This window comes from Streptomyces sp. NPDC054794 (genome assembly GCF_053611585.1).
Genome location: NZ_JBSHAQ010000010.1, coordinates 168,371 through 181,675 on the forward strand (window position 1 = coordinate 168,371; position 13,305 = coordinate 181,675).

General features: G+C 69.8%; 12 protein-coding genes and 1 pseudogene. 9 read left to right on the forward strand and 4 right to left on the reverse strand.

Annotated features, from left to right (window positions below):
• Positions 1-345 precede the first annotated feature (345 nt).
• Together ACWGKT_RS13505 and ACWGKT_RS13510 are read left to right on the forward strand one after the other, a co-directional pair.
• The gene (locus tag ACWGKT_RS13505; protein ID WP_453273692.1) at positions 346-990 is read left to right on the forward strand and encodes an ATP-binding protein; all 645 of its coding nucleotides are present in this window, start codon (positions 346-348) and stop codon (positions 988-990) included.
• A 329-nt stretch (positions 991-1,319) separates the two neighbouring features.
• A pseudogene (locus tag ACWGKT_RS13510) lies at positions 1,320-2,257 on the forward strand (tyrosine-type recombinase/integrase); the annotation flags it as partial.
• Here the strand turns inward: ACWGKT_RS13510 and ACWGKT_RS13515 are convergent.
• Both ACWGKT_RS13515 and ACWGKT_RS13520 read right to left on the reverse strand, forming a co-directional pair.
• A complete protein-coding gene (locus ACWGKT_RS13515) occupies positions 2,187-3,278 on the reverse strand; it encodes a lipocalin-like domain-containing protein (protein WP_453273693.1) in 1,092 nt (363 codons plus the stop codon). The pseudogene ACWGKT_RS13510 and the gene ACWGKT_RS13515 sit on opposite strands and share 71 nt — an antisense overlap.
• A gap of 71 nt (positions 3,279-3,349) precedes the next feature.
• The gene (locus ACWGKT_RS13520) at positions 3,350-4,174 is read right to left on the reverse strand and encodes a crotonase/enoyl-CoA hydratase family protein (protein ID WP_453273694.1); all 825 of its coding nucleotides are present in this window, start codon (positions 4,172-4,174) and stop codon (positions 3,350-3,352) included.
• A gap of 60 nt (positions 4,175-4,234) precedes the next feature.
• On the opposite strand from ACWGKT_RS13520, the gene ACWGKT_RS13525 reads away from it, so the two are divergent.
• Entirely contained in the window at positions 4,235-5,242 is a 1,008-nt protein-coding gene (locus tag ACWGKT_RS13525; RefSeq protein WP_453273695.1) for a GlxA family transcriptional regulator, read from the forward strand.
• A 95-nt stretch (positions 5,243-5,337) separates the two neighbouring features.
• Here ACWGKT_RS13525 and ACWGKT_RS13530 read toward each other — a convergent pair whose 3' ends face one another.
• Positions 5,338-5,976 (reverse strand): hypothetical protein, encoded by a 639-nt coding sequence (locus ACWGKT_RS13530; protein ID WP_453273696.1) that lies wholly within the window; start codon positions 5,974-5,976, stop codon positions 5,338-5,340.
• A gap of 402 nt (positions 5,977-6,378) precedes the next feature.
• On the opposite strand from ACWGKT_RS13530, the gene ACWGKT_RS13535 reads away from it, so the two are divergent.
• From ACWGKT_RS13535 to ACWGKT_RS13555, 5 genes are all read left to right on the forward strand, one after another.
• Positions 6,379-6,921 carry an RNA polymerase sigma factor gene (locus tag ACWGKT_RS13535; protein ID WP_453273697.1) on the forward strand — a complete coding sequence of 181 codons (543 nt, stop codon included), beginning with the start codon at positions 6,379-6,381 and terminating at the stop codon, positions 6,919-6,921.
• Positions 6,922-7,006: 85 nt separating this feature from the next.
• The gene (locus ACWGKT_RS13540; RefSeq protein ID WP_453273698.1) at positions 7,007-7,834 is read left to right on the forward strand and encodes an anti-sigma factor family protein; all 828 of its coding nucleotides are present in this window, start codon (positions 7,007-7,009) and stop codon (positions 7,832-7,834) included.
• A 64-nt stretch (positions 7,835-7,898) separates the two neighbouring features.
• Positions 7,899-8,771, forward strand: coding sequence for an ABC transporter ATP-binding protein (locus tag ACWGKT_RS13545; protein WP_356152843.1), 873 nt, complete (start codon positions 7,899-7,901; stop codon positions 8,769-8,771).
• Positions 8,768-10,303, forward strand: a complete 1,536-nt coding sequence (locus tag ACWGKT_RS13550; protein ID WP_453273699.1) for an ABC transporter permease — start codon at positions 8,768-8,770, stop codon at positions 10,301-10,303. The genes ACWGKT_RS13545 and ACWGKT_RS13550 overlap by 4 nt, the downstream gene beginning before the upstream one ends.
• Entirely contained in the window at positions 10,300-10,998 is a 699-nt protein-coding gene (locus ACWGKT_RS13555; RefSeq protein WP_356152845.1) for an ABC transporter, read from the forward strand. Before ACWGKT_RS13550 ends, ACWGKT_RS13555 begins: the two co-directional genes overlap by 4 nt.
• Before the next feature lie 135 nt (positions 10,999-11,133).
• Here the strand turns inward: ACWGKT_RS13555 and ACWGKT_RS13560 are convergent, their stop codons facing one another.
• Entirely contained in the window at positions 11,134-12,615 is a 1,482-nt protein-coding gene (locus ACWGKT_RS13560; RefSeq protein ID WP_453273700.1) for an MDR family MFS transporter, read from the reverse strand.
• A 91-nt stretch (positions 12,616-12,706) separates the two neighbouring features.
• Between ACWGKT_RS13560 and ACWGKT_RS13565 the strand changes: the two genes are divergently transcribed.
• Positions 12,707-13,276, forward strand: a complete 570-nt coding sequence (locus ACWGKT_RS13565; protein ID WP_453273701.1) for a TetR/AcrR family transcriptional regulator — start codon at positions 12,707-12,709, stop codon at positions 13,274-13,276.
• Positions 13,277-13,305 lie beyond the last annotated feature (29 nt).

A 13,305-nucleotide genomic window follows, 5' to 3' on the forward strand; every position in this document is an offset into this window, starting at 1 on the left:
GCCGCAAAGGCATGATCGTGATGACCGGCGTCGGCCGATGCCACCACACCGCACGAGTCCGGGATCGGCACGACTGTCCGACCCGGGCACCGGGCCGATGAGCGCGACGGCCTCGGTTGTGGTGCCACACATCGCGGGGCCAGTCACGTAGTACGGCTGCTTCGCCTGCACAAGCCGTCATCGGGGGTCCGTGTCGGCACCAGGGCAGTTCTGCAGCTCGCTCGTGGGCTTTGACCCTTCCCGTCAGCGCGCGGACGGTTTCCGGGCTCTGGTCACCCTCGCCCCCGGCTCCGGCGAACCGGCCCAGCCCTCAACCGACTTGATGGGTGAGACGGCAGCAAGCTCTTGGCAGAGGCGACCGAGCCCAGCCAGGCCGCCGACATAGACATGAATGGCCAGAAATTCGGACAGAAAGTGCCAATAACTCGAACCGTCCGGCATGCGTCGTCCGTGGAACTGAATGAGCACGCCTATGCAGGATCCGGCCTACCGAACGCCCCCGAACTCGTCGGCAGGCACTCCGTTCCGGTCTCCGTACATCCACAGAAGAGCCAGAAGACCATGTTTGTGACCGATTCCCCCAGCCCGACTTCACTGCTCGACCAGCCCTGCCGCGGCCACGCGCTGTTGACGCTGCCAGCGCAGGAGGCGCACGTCTCCGCCGCTCGTCACTTCGCGGCCGATCTGCTGGAGACCTGGAGTGTGCCCGTGAGCGAGCGGGACTCCGCCGTTCTCATCGTCGGCGAACTCGCGGCCAACGCGGCCCAGTACGGCCGCGAGCGTATGACCCTGCTGCTCGAACTCGAGCACGACACTCTGCACATTGTGGTCAGTGACTTCGGCTTGGCCGTGGACCGCCATCACCCCAGCGACGCCCCCGACGAACACGGTCGCGGCACCGGCATCGTCCAGTACCTCGCCCAGTCAACGGAGATCCACCAGACACGCAGCGGCCGCGAAGTCCGCGCCTGCCTGAGGTGTTCGTCATGACCGGGCAGCAATCAGGAGCCGGACCGTCTGCCGCAGCAGCGGGAAGAGGATGCGGATACAGGCCGACGGGGAGAACGCCTGGCGCGTGGACACGGGCGCTGAAGGATTGGGGACTTGCGCCAGCCGACGTCGAGAGACTGATCATGGAGGGGAAACTCGATTCGGCAGTCCGACTGAGCGGCAAGCTCTCCGACGACGTACCTTGACGATCAAGCACTGAGCTACCGCACACAGCCAGGAGCCGAGCAGGGCGACGGAGCTGCTGACGGTGCCCCCAGGGCATGGCCCGCTGTGGCGCCGCTTCACCGCCCACCTGCGTCGACCCCGCCCGGAAGAAAGCCCTGGCCAAGCTCACCGCGAAGATCGCCACCAGCAACCGTGGGCCTCCCCATCCCCTCCACGCATGGCAGCGTGGTCACGTACCTGACCGATTGGCTGGAGGCCGTCGCCGTCCACCAGCTCCGCGAGAACACCCACGCCGGGCTACACCGCCTGCGTCAACCGCTATCTCAGCCTCGGCCTCGGCAAGAAGAAGCTCACCAAGCTCACCGCCAAGGACGTGCGCACCTGGCTCAACCAGCTCCGCACCACCTGCCAATGCTGTGCCCGAGGCATCGACGCCGCCCGCTCAGCCCCGTTGCCGCGCCGCCGGAACCTGCTGCTCCAAGCTGCTCCTCCCACTGACGCTGACCTACATCCACTCCGCCCTCAAGTCCGCCCTGGAGCACGCCGTCCGCGAAGAAGAGATCCCCCGCAACGTCGCCCGCCACGTCCGCACCGGCACACCCCGCCCCCGACGCTTCGAACCCCTCACGGCCGACGAAGCCCGCCAGCTCCTCACCAGCGCACAAAATCATCGGCTGCACGCCCTGTTCGAACTCGCCGTCCCACCGGACTCCGCAAGGGCGAACTCCTCGGCCTGCACGGGGAAGACCTCTACCTCGACGCAGGCACCGCCGCTATACGCCGCACACTTGAACGCACCAGCACCGGCGGGCTCACCACGCTCCCCACCAAGACCCGCGCCTCCGAACGCCTCATCGCCCTCCCCACCCCCTGCCTCAAGTCACTGAAGCGCTACCGCGAACAGCAGCAGCGCGAGCAGGAGGCCGCAGGCACCTCGTGGCAACGCAGCGGACACGTGTTCACCACTTCCCGGGGAAGAACGATCGACCCGACCAACCTCACGGCGATGTTCAGGCCTGGTGTCCGATGGGCGGGATGTGCCCCGATTCGCTCAGTGGATCGGCCTCGTCGGTCGGCTTCTTGGGTGCGAAGTGCAACAGCTCCCAAAGGGCCCGGTCCTGGAGCGTGTCGGTGCTGCCGGCTCCCCTGCGCCTCAACGACACGGTCCCCAGGAACCTGTGGTAGGCGCCGGCCGTGCCGAAGTCGAGCAGGAAGGTGTCCTGCTCGTGCTGGAAGGAAACGGTGTAAGTGTGGGCGTCGTCCGCCACCTGGTATTCGAGGTGAGCGCCGACGGGGACGTGGGTGGTCGGATGGACCCGGACGTCGCGCTCGGTGAACGTGACCGCTTCGTCACCGACCGCGGAGACCAGGATCTCGTCGTCGTGAGCGACCAGTACAGCGGGCAGCTTCGCCTTGTCGTACTGCTCGTGGCTTACGAACATGAGGGTGACGACGGTGTAGGCGCCGATCCTGGCACGGCCCCAGTACCAGTGGTCGAGTACCTTGCGCGGGGCGATGTTGCCCCAGTTGTGGTCGTGGTACCCACTGCCGGTGAGGGTTCGGGTGGTGCCATCGGCGGTCAGCGTGGCGAGCACGGATCCCCGGGCCACAACAGGCAGCCAGGCGATGTAGTACTGCTCCTGAGCGCCGAAGAAGGCGTGGCCGGTGGCTGGGCGCCACGGCGGTACCTGCGCGGTCAGTTCCAGGTCGAGGACGATGTCGTCGATCTCGACGTGGACGAGGTACTTGCCCTGTTCTCCACGGAAGGTATTGCCACCGATGACGACGTCGCAGCGCTCGGAGGAGGCGGAGAACGCACTGGGCTCCGCGGTGCAGGTCTTGTCTGTCCTCATGCCGTCGGGGCGGGTGAGTGTGAGCAGGACGAAGGGTGTGAGGGGGGACTTGGGTGAGATGAAGGGAGGCTTGGTGTGGAACTCCACCGTCAGTGTGGAGCCGTCCTCCAGGTGGGCGTCGCAGTACCACCATTCGAACGTTCCGGCTGCGGGGTCAGTACGTAGTCCCTCTTCCCAGGGCTGGATGACACCTGGAATGAGACTCAACCGCTCGTAGTGTCGCGGCTGGTCCCCTATGAGTGTGTGCATGAGATCCTCGGCTTCTGCGTGGTCGGCGCAGCGACCCGCTGCGTCCGGTTGATGGGCCTGTCGCGGCACTGTCAGATGCCCTCGTAAGTGGGAACCCGCCGCTCGATCAAGGAGGCAATGCCTTCAGCGGCATCGGCCGTCGCGAACAGTCGTGGGCCCACGTCGTTGCGCAGGCCGGCGGCAGAAGCCGCGATGTGCGGTGCCAGCACACTGCGCGCGTCGGCCAGGGTGGCCTGCACGGCAAGCGGGGCCTGGGCGGCGATACGGTGCGCCAACTCCAGGGCGCGGTCCAGTTCGTGGCCTGCCGGTACCACTTCCTGCACGATGCCCATGCGCCAGGCTTCCTGGGCGTCGAACGGGTCGCCGGTGAGGAGGTAGCGCATGGCGTTGCCCCAGCCGGCGCGGTGCGGCAGGCGTATCGTTGCCCCGCCAAGTGCGACGATGCCGCGTGTGACCTCCTGCTGACCGAAGACCGTGTCGTCCGCCGCGATGCATATTTCGCTGTTGAGGGCGAGTTCCAGGCCGGCGGTGAAGCAGCGGCCGTGGACGGCCGTGATGACCGGCTTGGTGGGGGGCTCCCGGTAGAGGCCCCATGGATCGCGTCCGCCCTCGGGGATGATGCCGTCATCGCCGACGGCCAGCCTCGGGGCGAGGGAAGCGAGATCGAGTCCTCCGGTGAAGTGCTTGCCGTTGCCGTGGATGACCGCGACACGCAGGGCAGTGTCGTCCGTGAGCCGGGTCAGGGCATGGGACAGACCGGTGATCATGTCCGCGTCGAGGGCATTGGCCTTTTCGGGCCGGTTGAGCGCGATGCGCAGAAGGGGACCGTCCCGTTCGACCAGTACCTTGGCGGTGTCGGTGTGCGGGCCGCCGGCTGCCTGCTGTGTGGGTGCCATGTGGTTCACCGTAGGTAGGGCGGTAGTGCCGAATGCGACGCAGGCAGGGGAGTTTGCGACATGAAGATCGGTGTGGTGGCACTCGGCGGATGCTGGGACTCAGGAGTGACTGCTGTGCTTGATGTGCTGCGGACGGCCGATGCTGCCCGGACACGCGTCGATGCCACCATCCCTGCGCTGGAGTGCGTGGTTGTCACTGCGACGGACGAGGCGGTCCGCACGGCGGGCGGGCTGCTGATACCCGCGGGCCGTTCGATCGACGAGTGTGTGGCCACCAAAGACCTGGACCTGATCCTTGTTCCCGCGCTGGCCGCGCAGAGTCCCGCGACCATGGTCGATGCCCTGATGAGGCAGGACATCCGGGCTGTGGGCACGGCACTGCGGCGTTGGGCGGACGGTGGAGGCGCACTTGCGGCGGCCTGCACGGGAACTTTTGTTCTCGCCGAGGCGGGGCTGCTGGATCAGCGGCAGGCCACCACCACATGGTGGCTGCGCGATATCTTCCGGCGTCGCTATCCCGCTGTGCACCTGGACATGTCGCGGATGGTGATACGTGACGGGAGCGTCGTCACAGCGGGCGCGGCGTTTGCGCACATCGATCTGGCTCTCAGCATCGTCGCGCGAGTCAGCCCCCGGCTCGCCGCCGAGACCGCGGGTGCCCTGCTCATCGACGAGCGGCCGACACCGAGCACGGGGGCGGTGGCCGACTATCTCCACGGGCACGATCAGTTGGTCAGCGACTTCGAAGCATGGGTACGTGCGCATCTGCACAGCCCCGTCGGAGTGGCCGACGCGGCACTGGCCCTCGGGGTCACCCGGCGCACTCTGGAACGTCATGTCCGGGACCAACTGAGTACGTCTCCCTACGCATTCATCAGGTCGCTGCGGGCGGAGCGGGCGGAACACCTCCGAGCCACCACCGCGTTGCCGGTGGCAGACATCGCACAGCGGGTCGGCTACCAGGACGCCACCACGGTGCGTCGGCTCCGGAGCGGCCGTCAGCCGGTGACGAGGCGATCAGAGGCGGGCCCGACCCATGTCGGCGATCTGCTTCAGCCACCGGAATGAGAGCCAGAGGCGAAACGGCTTCGGCGGCAACCTCCGCGGCTGAACGTCACCGTGGATCGTGCCGGATGAACCGTGATCGCTGAAGATCGTCCCGATCACTGCCGAGGGTCCATTGTCCGAAGACGCCGGACGGCGCGTGCCATGCGCGGTTCGCGTCGGCCTGCCCAACGACGCCACTGCCGGGCGAATTGCCGTCCTGGTCCCGCTGCCCCGGGCACCGCACTACGCAGGGATCCGTCTGCATGCCGAAGCGCGATCTCCCGGTAGAGGACGTTGGCGTCGACCTCTTTGGCAAAGACGTAGGCGTCTTCGAAGAAGGGGAAGACGACACGGCCGCGCTTGGCGCGTTCGGCCTCGATGTAGGGCTGCATCGTCTCCCAGGTCTTGATCAGACGGTGTTGCGCGAGGCTGAGCAGGATGACGGGGTTGGTGAGATCGAATCGCAGCATGATCGCCACTGATTCATAGACGATGCCGACGTTCCACAGGCGGTAGTTGGCTGGATAGGGCAACCCCTCGATCCCGTTCTCAGGGCCGTACTCGTGCGGAAGCTCGCTCAGCACCCACAACTGGTCCTGCTGGAAAGCAGCGTCCCTGACATGGGTGAGCAGCAGCTCGGTGGTCATGGACAAATCGCTGTCTGCTCTGGCACGCGCCACTTGGCGGGAGATTCCCCACGTGGATGCCACCACGGCGACGATGGACAGGACCAGCGACACCAAATTGAAGACCACGAAGCCCCCTCTGCAACGTGTGAAACCCCGCCCTTGGCCCCAGACGGCCGATGTCCCGTTCGCCGGCAGTCCAGAACGACACATCTACCGCATTGGGGGCAAGACTTCGTCCGTGCAGGAACCCACCCTCTCAACGTCCACAAGCCTCTCGTCCGATCAGCGCACCACCCCTTACGGCCTCGGATCACCAAGCTCGGTGAGGGCACTCGCGGCTCGCAGGTGTCTCCTCCCCTTCGTGGGTGGTGGGTGCCCCGTGCTTGAGGGGCGCGGGACGGGCGCGGTTCCACACAGGACATCACAGAGCCCCAGGTCAGCGGCATGATCGAGGGTCGGGTGGAAAGCGGCCGGAAAATTGGACGCGAATGCGTGAACCGATCGGCGGCGCCCGTCCGATGAAGAGATGTGAGCGAGACGAGAATCGACGGGGACCTGCTGCGGGCCATCGCGGCGGACCGGGACCGGCGCGCCTTCGAGGAGCTGTACCGGCGCCACGCCCCCTGGCTGACCACACGCCTGCGCGGCCGCTGCGCCGACGCCGGGGTCGTCGACGACGTCGTCCAGGAGACGTTCCTCGCGATCTGGCGGGGCGGAGCGCGTTACCGCGAGGACGGCGACGTGGCCGGGTGGCTGTGGCGCATCGCCTCGCGTCGGCTGGTCGACGCGCTGCGCGGCGACGGAGCACGAGGACGGCTGCGACACGCGCTGGCCCGGCTGCGGCATCGCGACGAGGCGTCCGCCGAGGATCGCGTGCTCGCGGGGGTGGAGCACGGGGACCTGGCGGGCGCGCTCGTCCGGCTCTCTCCGGAGCTGCGGGCGGTGCTCCAGGCGACGGTCATCGACGGGCTGACGACCCGGGAGGCGGGCGTCCTGCTCGGTATTCCGCCGGGCACGGTCAAGACGCGGGCGATGCGCGCCCGAAAGCAACTGCGGGAGGCACTGGCATGACGGGGTTCGTGCGCGCCGAGGGCGTGCGGCCGATGTCGGGTGTGCGGCCGATGCGGGCCGCCGAGGAGAAGCGGGGGGTGCCGGCATGACATGGCATGTCGCCGAGGACGACCTGCGTGCCTATGTGCGCGGGGAGTTGGCGCCGCCGCTGCTGTGGTCCGCCGACACCCACCTGGCCGCGTGCGCGGACTGCCGGGCGCTGCTGGCCGAGGCCTGGGACCCCGTTGCGCTGGACGCGGCCTGGGAGCGGCTGGACGCCGAACTGGACGCGCCACGGCCGAGCCTGTTCGAACGGCTCCTGGTACGGCTCGGGATGGCGGACCACACGGCGCGGCTGCTGGCCGCGACGCCGGTGCTGCGCCGCTCGTGGCTGACGGCGGTGGTCTCGCTGCTGGCGGTGTCGGTACTGACCGCCCGTTCCTGTCATTCGACCACGGCCTTCCTTGCCGTCGCCCCGCTGCTGCCGCTCGCCGGGGTCGCCCTGTCGTACGGGCCCGTGCTCGATCCCACCCACGAGATGGCGGTCGTCTCGCCCATGCACGGATTTCGCCTGCTGATGATCCGGACGGTCGCCGTGCTCGTCGCCGTGCTGGGCCTGAGCGGTGCGGCGGCCCTCGCCCTGCCCGCGTACGGTTTGGATGCCCTCGGATGGCTGCTGCCGGCCCTCGCGCTCAGCGCGACCGGGCTCGCGCTGACCCCCAGGCTCGGCCCGGTCCTCGCGCCGTCCGTGACCGGCGGCGCGTGGGTCGCGCTGCTGCTGGGGGCGCATGCGTACCGAACCGGCGCCGACCAAGTGCTCGTGCCGTTCACGGCGGCCGGACAGGGCGTGGCGGCGGCGGTTGCCGTACTCGCCGCCGGGCTGCTCCTCCTGGTCCGTGACCGTTTCGACCTGTCCCCGAGCGGTGTCCGATGACCGCGGCCGTTCCCCGTCTCCGGCTTCTTCTGCCTCTGTTCCGTCCGTTCCCCGGGAGTACCCTGTGACCGCCTCGGCCCCTGTCTCCGTCTCCGCCTCCGGACTCAGTCTGCGCTACGGCGGCACCCGTGCCCTCGACGACGTGTCACTCCGGCTGACCCGAGGGGTCACCGGGCTCCTCGGACCCAACGGCGCGGGCAAGACGACCCTGCTGCGGGTCCTCGCCACCGCCCTGCCGGCCGACCGGGGCGCCTTCACCGTGCTCGGGCACGACCCGGCCACCGCGCGGGGCCGGCAGGAGGTACGGCGCCGGCTCGGCTACCTGCCGCAAACCCCGGGCCTCCACCTCGACTTCACGCCCTTCGAGTTCGTCGACTACGTGGCGATCCTCAAGGAGCTGACCGACCGGGCCGCACGGCACCAGGAGGTACGGCGGGTGCTCGGCGAGGTCGACCTCGCCGACGTGCGCGGCAAGCGCATCAAGAAGCTGTCCGGTGGTATGCGGCAGCGGGTGGCGCTCGCCGCGGCCCTGGTCGGCGACCCGGGATTCCTGGTGCTGGACGAGCCGACCGTCGGGCTTGACCCCGAACAGCGCATGCGTTTCCGGGAGTTGATCGCCGCCGCCGGCGAGAGCCGCACGGTGCTGCTGTCCACCCACCAGACCGAGGACGTGGCCATGCTCTGCCACCGCGTACTGGTCATGGCCGGCGGCCGCATCCGCTTCGACGGCACCCCCGCCGAGCTCAGCGCACGGGCCGCCGGACGGGTGTGGAGCAGTAGCGAACGCGATCCCGGCGCGAAGGCGGGCTGGCGCACTGGGACGGGCGCGTTCCGCAACGTCGGCGACCCACCCGAGGGAGCCGACCTCCTCGAACCGACCCTGGAGGACGGCTATGTACTCACCCTCGACGGCGACCGCGCGGAGGTGACGGCGTGACAGCGCTGGTCGCAACGAAGGCCACCCCGGCAGCCGCCACGCGCTCCGCGTCCCGGGGCTCCCGGGCGGCCGTGTTCGCCCTGGCCTGCTTCGAGACCCGCAGGCTGCTGTTGCGTGTCCCGGTCGTCGTCGCCCTCGTCGGATACGGCGCCTGGATCGGGTGGCGCACCCTGCAGCCCCAGGACGACTACCCCGCCCTGCAGGACGTCGACCGCGCCACCCAGGGCGGTCCGCTGTTCGTCGGCCTCGTCGCGCTGCTGTGCGCGAACCAGGCTGCGCTGCGCTCCCTGCGCCGGGACACCGAACGCCACTTCGGAGTGCTGGTGCTCTCCCCCGCACACCGCACGGCGGCGCATGCGCTGGCTGTCGTACCGCTCGCGCTGCTCACCGCGGTCGCTGTGGCCGCCCAGTTCGGCTGGGAGGCCCTCAAGCCCGGTGTGGTCGGGCGGGGTTCGGTCGCCGAGTTGTTGGCCGGGCCACTGACGGTGCTGGTGTTCGGGGCGATCGGGGTGCTGCTCGCGCGGCTGGTGTCCTCGGCCGTGGCGGCGCCGCTGCTCGTCGGGGTGTTCTTCCTGCTGTTCGTGGGCGGCATGTACCCCTCCGCCGGGCGGGAGACCGGAACCGCCTGGCTGGCACCGGTGGTCAGCGGGACCGGCGCCCAATCCCTCCCCTCCGCCCTGCTGGGCCGCCCGGCCGGTTGGCATGCCCTCTACCTCGCCGGCCTCGCCCTGACGGCGGCCGTGCTCGCCGTCCTGGTCGCCGGGGGCGGCCGTGCCCGGACCCTCCGGGCCGCCCTCGCCGGCGCGCTGGCCCTGACCGTGCTGGGCGGGGTCGCCCAGACCGGCGGCATCCCCGCGGTGACGACCGCGGCCCGGATACGCGCCTCGCTCACCCCGGAACGGGACCAGACGTGTGTGCTGCGCGGCCGCTCGGACTACTGCGCCTTCCCCGAGTGGACACCGCGCATCGGCGACTGGGCGCGGGTCGCCGAACGGGTCCAGTCCCTCACAGGAGGCAGCGCGCGTGGGCAGCACCTCCTCGTAAGGCAGCGGGTGGAGGCACGGTACGGCCTCTTCGACGACGCCGCGCTCGCCCCGTCCACCAACCCGTACCAGGTGACCGTGGGCACCGCCTGGGGCGGCAACCGCGTCCCCGAGTTCTCCACGGCCGTGGCCTCGGTGCTGGTCGCGGGCAACGAGAAGGCGGCGAGTCGCCTTTGCGACGGCCGGATGGTCACCATCATGTGGCTGTCCCTCGCCTGGCAGCCCAGCCCGGAGTCCGTCCTCCGCCACGTCCGCCTCGACGACAGCCTGTCCGGCTCCGCGGTCGTCATCTCCCGGACCGAGCCCTTGACCATGACGGCGGGTCAGACCAAGGTCGTGCGCGCGCTGCTCCACCAGCCCTTCTTCAGCGTCGCCGCGAAGGTGAAGGCGCACTGGACCGAGCTGACATCGCGGGGGGTCACGACGGCCCGTGCGGCCGAACTGCTGGACGTGCCCGCCCACATCGGGCCGGACAGGTGCGACGCATGAGGCCGGTGATGACACGCCGGGTGGCCCTGGTGCTGGCGCCCGCGGTCTGGCGCACCCTGCCGTGGCGGACGTTGGGCGCGACAGGGACGGTGGGTCTGCTGCCGGCCGCGCTCTGCCGCCTGCTCGGCGCCGAACCCGGCGGCTCGTCCGCTCTGAGCCTGCTGAGGTTCGCCGCGCTCGCCCTCGCCCTGGGCGCCGCCTTCCTCCTGGACGACACGGCCCGGCACACGACGGCCCCGGTCCCGACGGGACGGGCTGCCCGCACCGTGCTGCGGGTGGTGCTGGTGCTGCCCGTCGCCGCCCTGTGGTGGACGGCAGCGCTCCTCCTGGTCACCGGCCCGGCCGGGCCTCCGGCCGGGGACCTGACCCTGGAGGCCGCGACGGCCTTCGCCGTCGCCGTGGCAGCGGCGACGGTCGCCGTACGCCACACGGACAGGACGGACCCCGGTCGCACCGTGGCCGTCGGCCTCGTCACCGCCGCCATCCTCGTGCCCGTGATGCAGCCCAGCCGCTGGGCGCTGTTCGTCTGGCCGGCCGACCCGCGGTGGGCCGCGGCCCACGAGCGCTGGGGGTGGGTGCTGGCGGTCGCGGTGGCGGTATGGGGGTTGTCGCTGCCGGAACCGCGCACGCGCCGGTCGCTGCGGCTGGCAATCACGTCGCCGTGCAGCACGTCAGGTCCCTCTGGTGGGCGGTGAACCCCACCTGACAAGGACGACGGCGGATAGCCACGACTGGCTAACAGGAGCCGCCCAAGGAGTAGGGCGGCTTGGTGGCCGTCCTTCTCGGCCTGCCTGTGTGCCCCTGGCGCGGCACACAGGCAGTCGGAGGAACTAGACCTCAACGGCGGCTTCGGCTTCGGCCTTGTCGGCGGGGGCCACTGGCCCGGGGCGTCCGGGCAGGAGCAGGCTGAGTGGGACGGCGACGGCGGTGAAGGCCACCGCCCACCAGAAGGCGTCGTCGAAACCGGCGGCCAGGGCGCCCGGAGTGCGGGCGTCGCCGGTGCTCTGCTGGAGGACGACGGCGAGGACGGCGATGCCCACCGAGCCGCCGAGTTGCTGGGCGACGCGGGTGATGATGCTGGCGTCGGGGATCTCCTCGTGTTCCAGGCCGACATAGGCGGCGCCGCTGAGCGCGATCATGGCGGCGCCCAAGCCGATACCCCGGACGAGCAGCGCGGCCATGAGCAGGACCTCGCTGGTCTCGGCGGTGACGAAGGCGAACGGGACGCTGGCCGCGGCGACGACGGCGAAGGCGACGAGGGCCACCCAGCGGGGGCCGACGCGGTCGGTGTACTTGCCTGCCAGGCCGCGTGCGAGGAGCGCGCCGACGCCCTGCGGTATGAGCAGCAGTCCGGCGCCGAGGGCGTCCTCGCCGCGGACCTGCTGAAAGTACAGGGGCAGCAGCATCATCGCCCCGTACAGGGAGATGCCGCCCAGGAAGAGCAAGGTGGAGGACGAGGCCACCGCGCGGTGGCGGAAGAGCCGCAGGTTGACCAGGGCGCCGGTGGTGCGCGTCAGTGCCCGGGCGGTGAAGCCGCCGACCAGGGCGAGGCCGCCGATCAGCGGGATGAGGACCGTGGCGCTGGCGAACCCCGCGCTTCCCTCGACCCGGGAAAGTCCGTAGATGAGGGCGGCGACGCCCGGCGAGAGCAGGAGCACGCCGATGACGTCCAGGCGGGCGCGGGGGCTGTCGGGTGCGGGTCGGTCGTCGGGCAGGTTGCGCCAGGCGAGCCGGCCGCCGACGACGCAGAAGGGGATGTTGACGAAGAACAGCCAGCGCCAGTCGGCCAGATGCAGGATGAGGCCGCCCAGGACCGGACCGAGGATCGGACCGAGCGCGGTGGGCACGGTGATGATGGCCATGACCCTGCCGATGTTGCGGCCCTTGGCGGCCTGCATGATCAACGTGGCCGTGAGCGGCATCATGATGCCGCCTCCGATGCCCTGGATGATGCGGAAGGCGATGAGGCCGGCCGCGTTCCACGCCAGCGCGCTCAGGATCGAGCCGAGCAGGAATACGCCCAGGGACGCGATCCACAGACGTTTGCCGCCCAGCCGTGACTGGGCCCATCCGGCGAGCGGGATGGTGACGAACACCGCCAGCAGGTAGCCGGTGCTCACCCACTGGATGGTGGACAGCGGGGCGTCGAGTTCCTTCGCCAGGTCGTTGAGGGCGACGCTGACGATGGTGGTGTCGAAGACGACGGCAAGGGCGCCCACGATGACGGTGATCGCCAGACGCCACACGGCGGGGTCCACACGGTCGGGGTCCGCTGCCACGGGCGCGGATCCGGTCCCTTTCGGAGTGCTCACGAAGTGCCACCTTAAGATATAGCGGTCTATCTTACGGTCGGCAGACTAGGGCGCTAGAATAAGAAAGGCAAGTCTATCTATGGAGGGGCGGATGCCCGAGCGACGCCGCGGAGCGGCACTGGAGAAGGCTCTCCTCGACGCGGCATGGGAAGAACTCACGGAGACCGGCTACGCCAGGTTCACCATGGACGCCGTCGTTCGGCGCGCGGGCACCAGCCCGCCCGTTCTCTACCGCCGTTGGTCGGACCGCGACGAACTCGTCCGGGCAGCCATCGTGCACACCCTGAAGGAGCACCGCCTCGACGTTCCCGACACGGGAAGCCTGCGGGAGGACGTCCTCACCCTGATGCGGGCGATCAACGCCACCCGCGTCCAACTCGTCACCGTCATGAGCGTGCACCTGGCCGGCTACCACCAGGAGACCGGCGCCAGCACCGGTGATCTGCGCGACCCCCTCGCGACGGGGCGCAAGGAAGCCCTCGACAGGATCTTCGACCGCGCCGTCGACCGCGGCGAGATCAAGACGGAGCTCCTCACCGAACGCATCAAGTCCCTCCCCTTCGACCTGTTGCGCCACGAATTCCTCACGACCTTCGCCCCCGTGCCCGACCACGTCCTCGTAGAGATCGTCGACACGGTGTTCCTGCCTCTGGTCCGCTGACCGCAGCGGTCTCGTGCTGTCGAGGCGTG

What these genes read in the sequence shown, in the direction of transcription:
- ACWGKT_RS13515 (WP_453273693.1), bottom strand. Translation starts at nt 3,278, where the DNA reads ATGCACACACTCATAGGGGACCAGCCGCGACACTACGAGCGGTTGAGT.
- ACWGKT_RS13520 (WP_453273694.1), bottom strand. Translation starts at nt 4,174, where the DNA reads ATGGCACCCACACAGCAGGCAGCCGGCGGCCCGCACACCGACACCGCC.
- ACWGKT_RS13525 (WP_453273695.1), top strand. Translation starts at nt 4,235, where the DNA reads ATGAAGATCGGTGTGGTGGCACTCGGCGGATGCTGGGACTCAGGAGTG.
- ACWGKT_RS13540 (WP_453273698.1), top strand. Translation starts at nt 7,007, where the DNA reads ATGACATGGCATGTCGCCGAGGACGACCTGCGTGCCTATGTGCGCGGG.
- ACWGKT_RS13555 (WP_356152845.1), top strand. Translation starts at nt 10,300, where the DNA reads ATGAGGCCGGTGATGACACGCCGGGTGGCCCTGGTGCTGGCGCCCGCG.
- ACWGKT_RS13565 (WP_453273701.1), top strand. Translation starts at nt 12,707, where the DNA reads ATGCCCGAGCGACGCCGCGGAGCGGCACTGGAGAAGGCTCTCCTCGAC.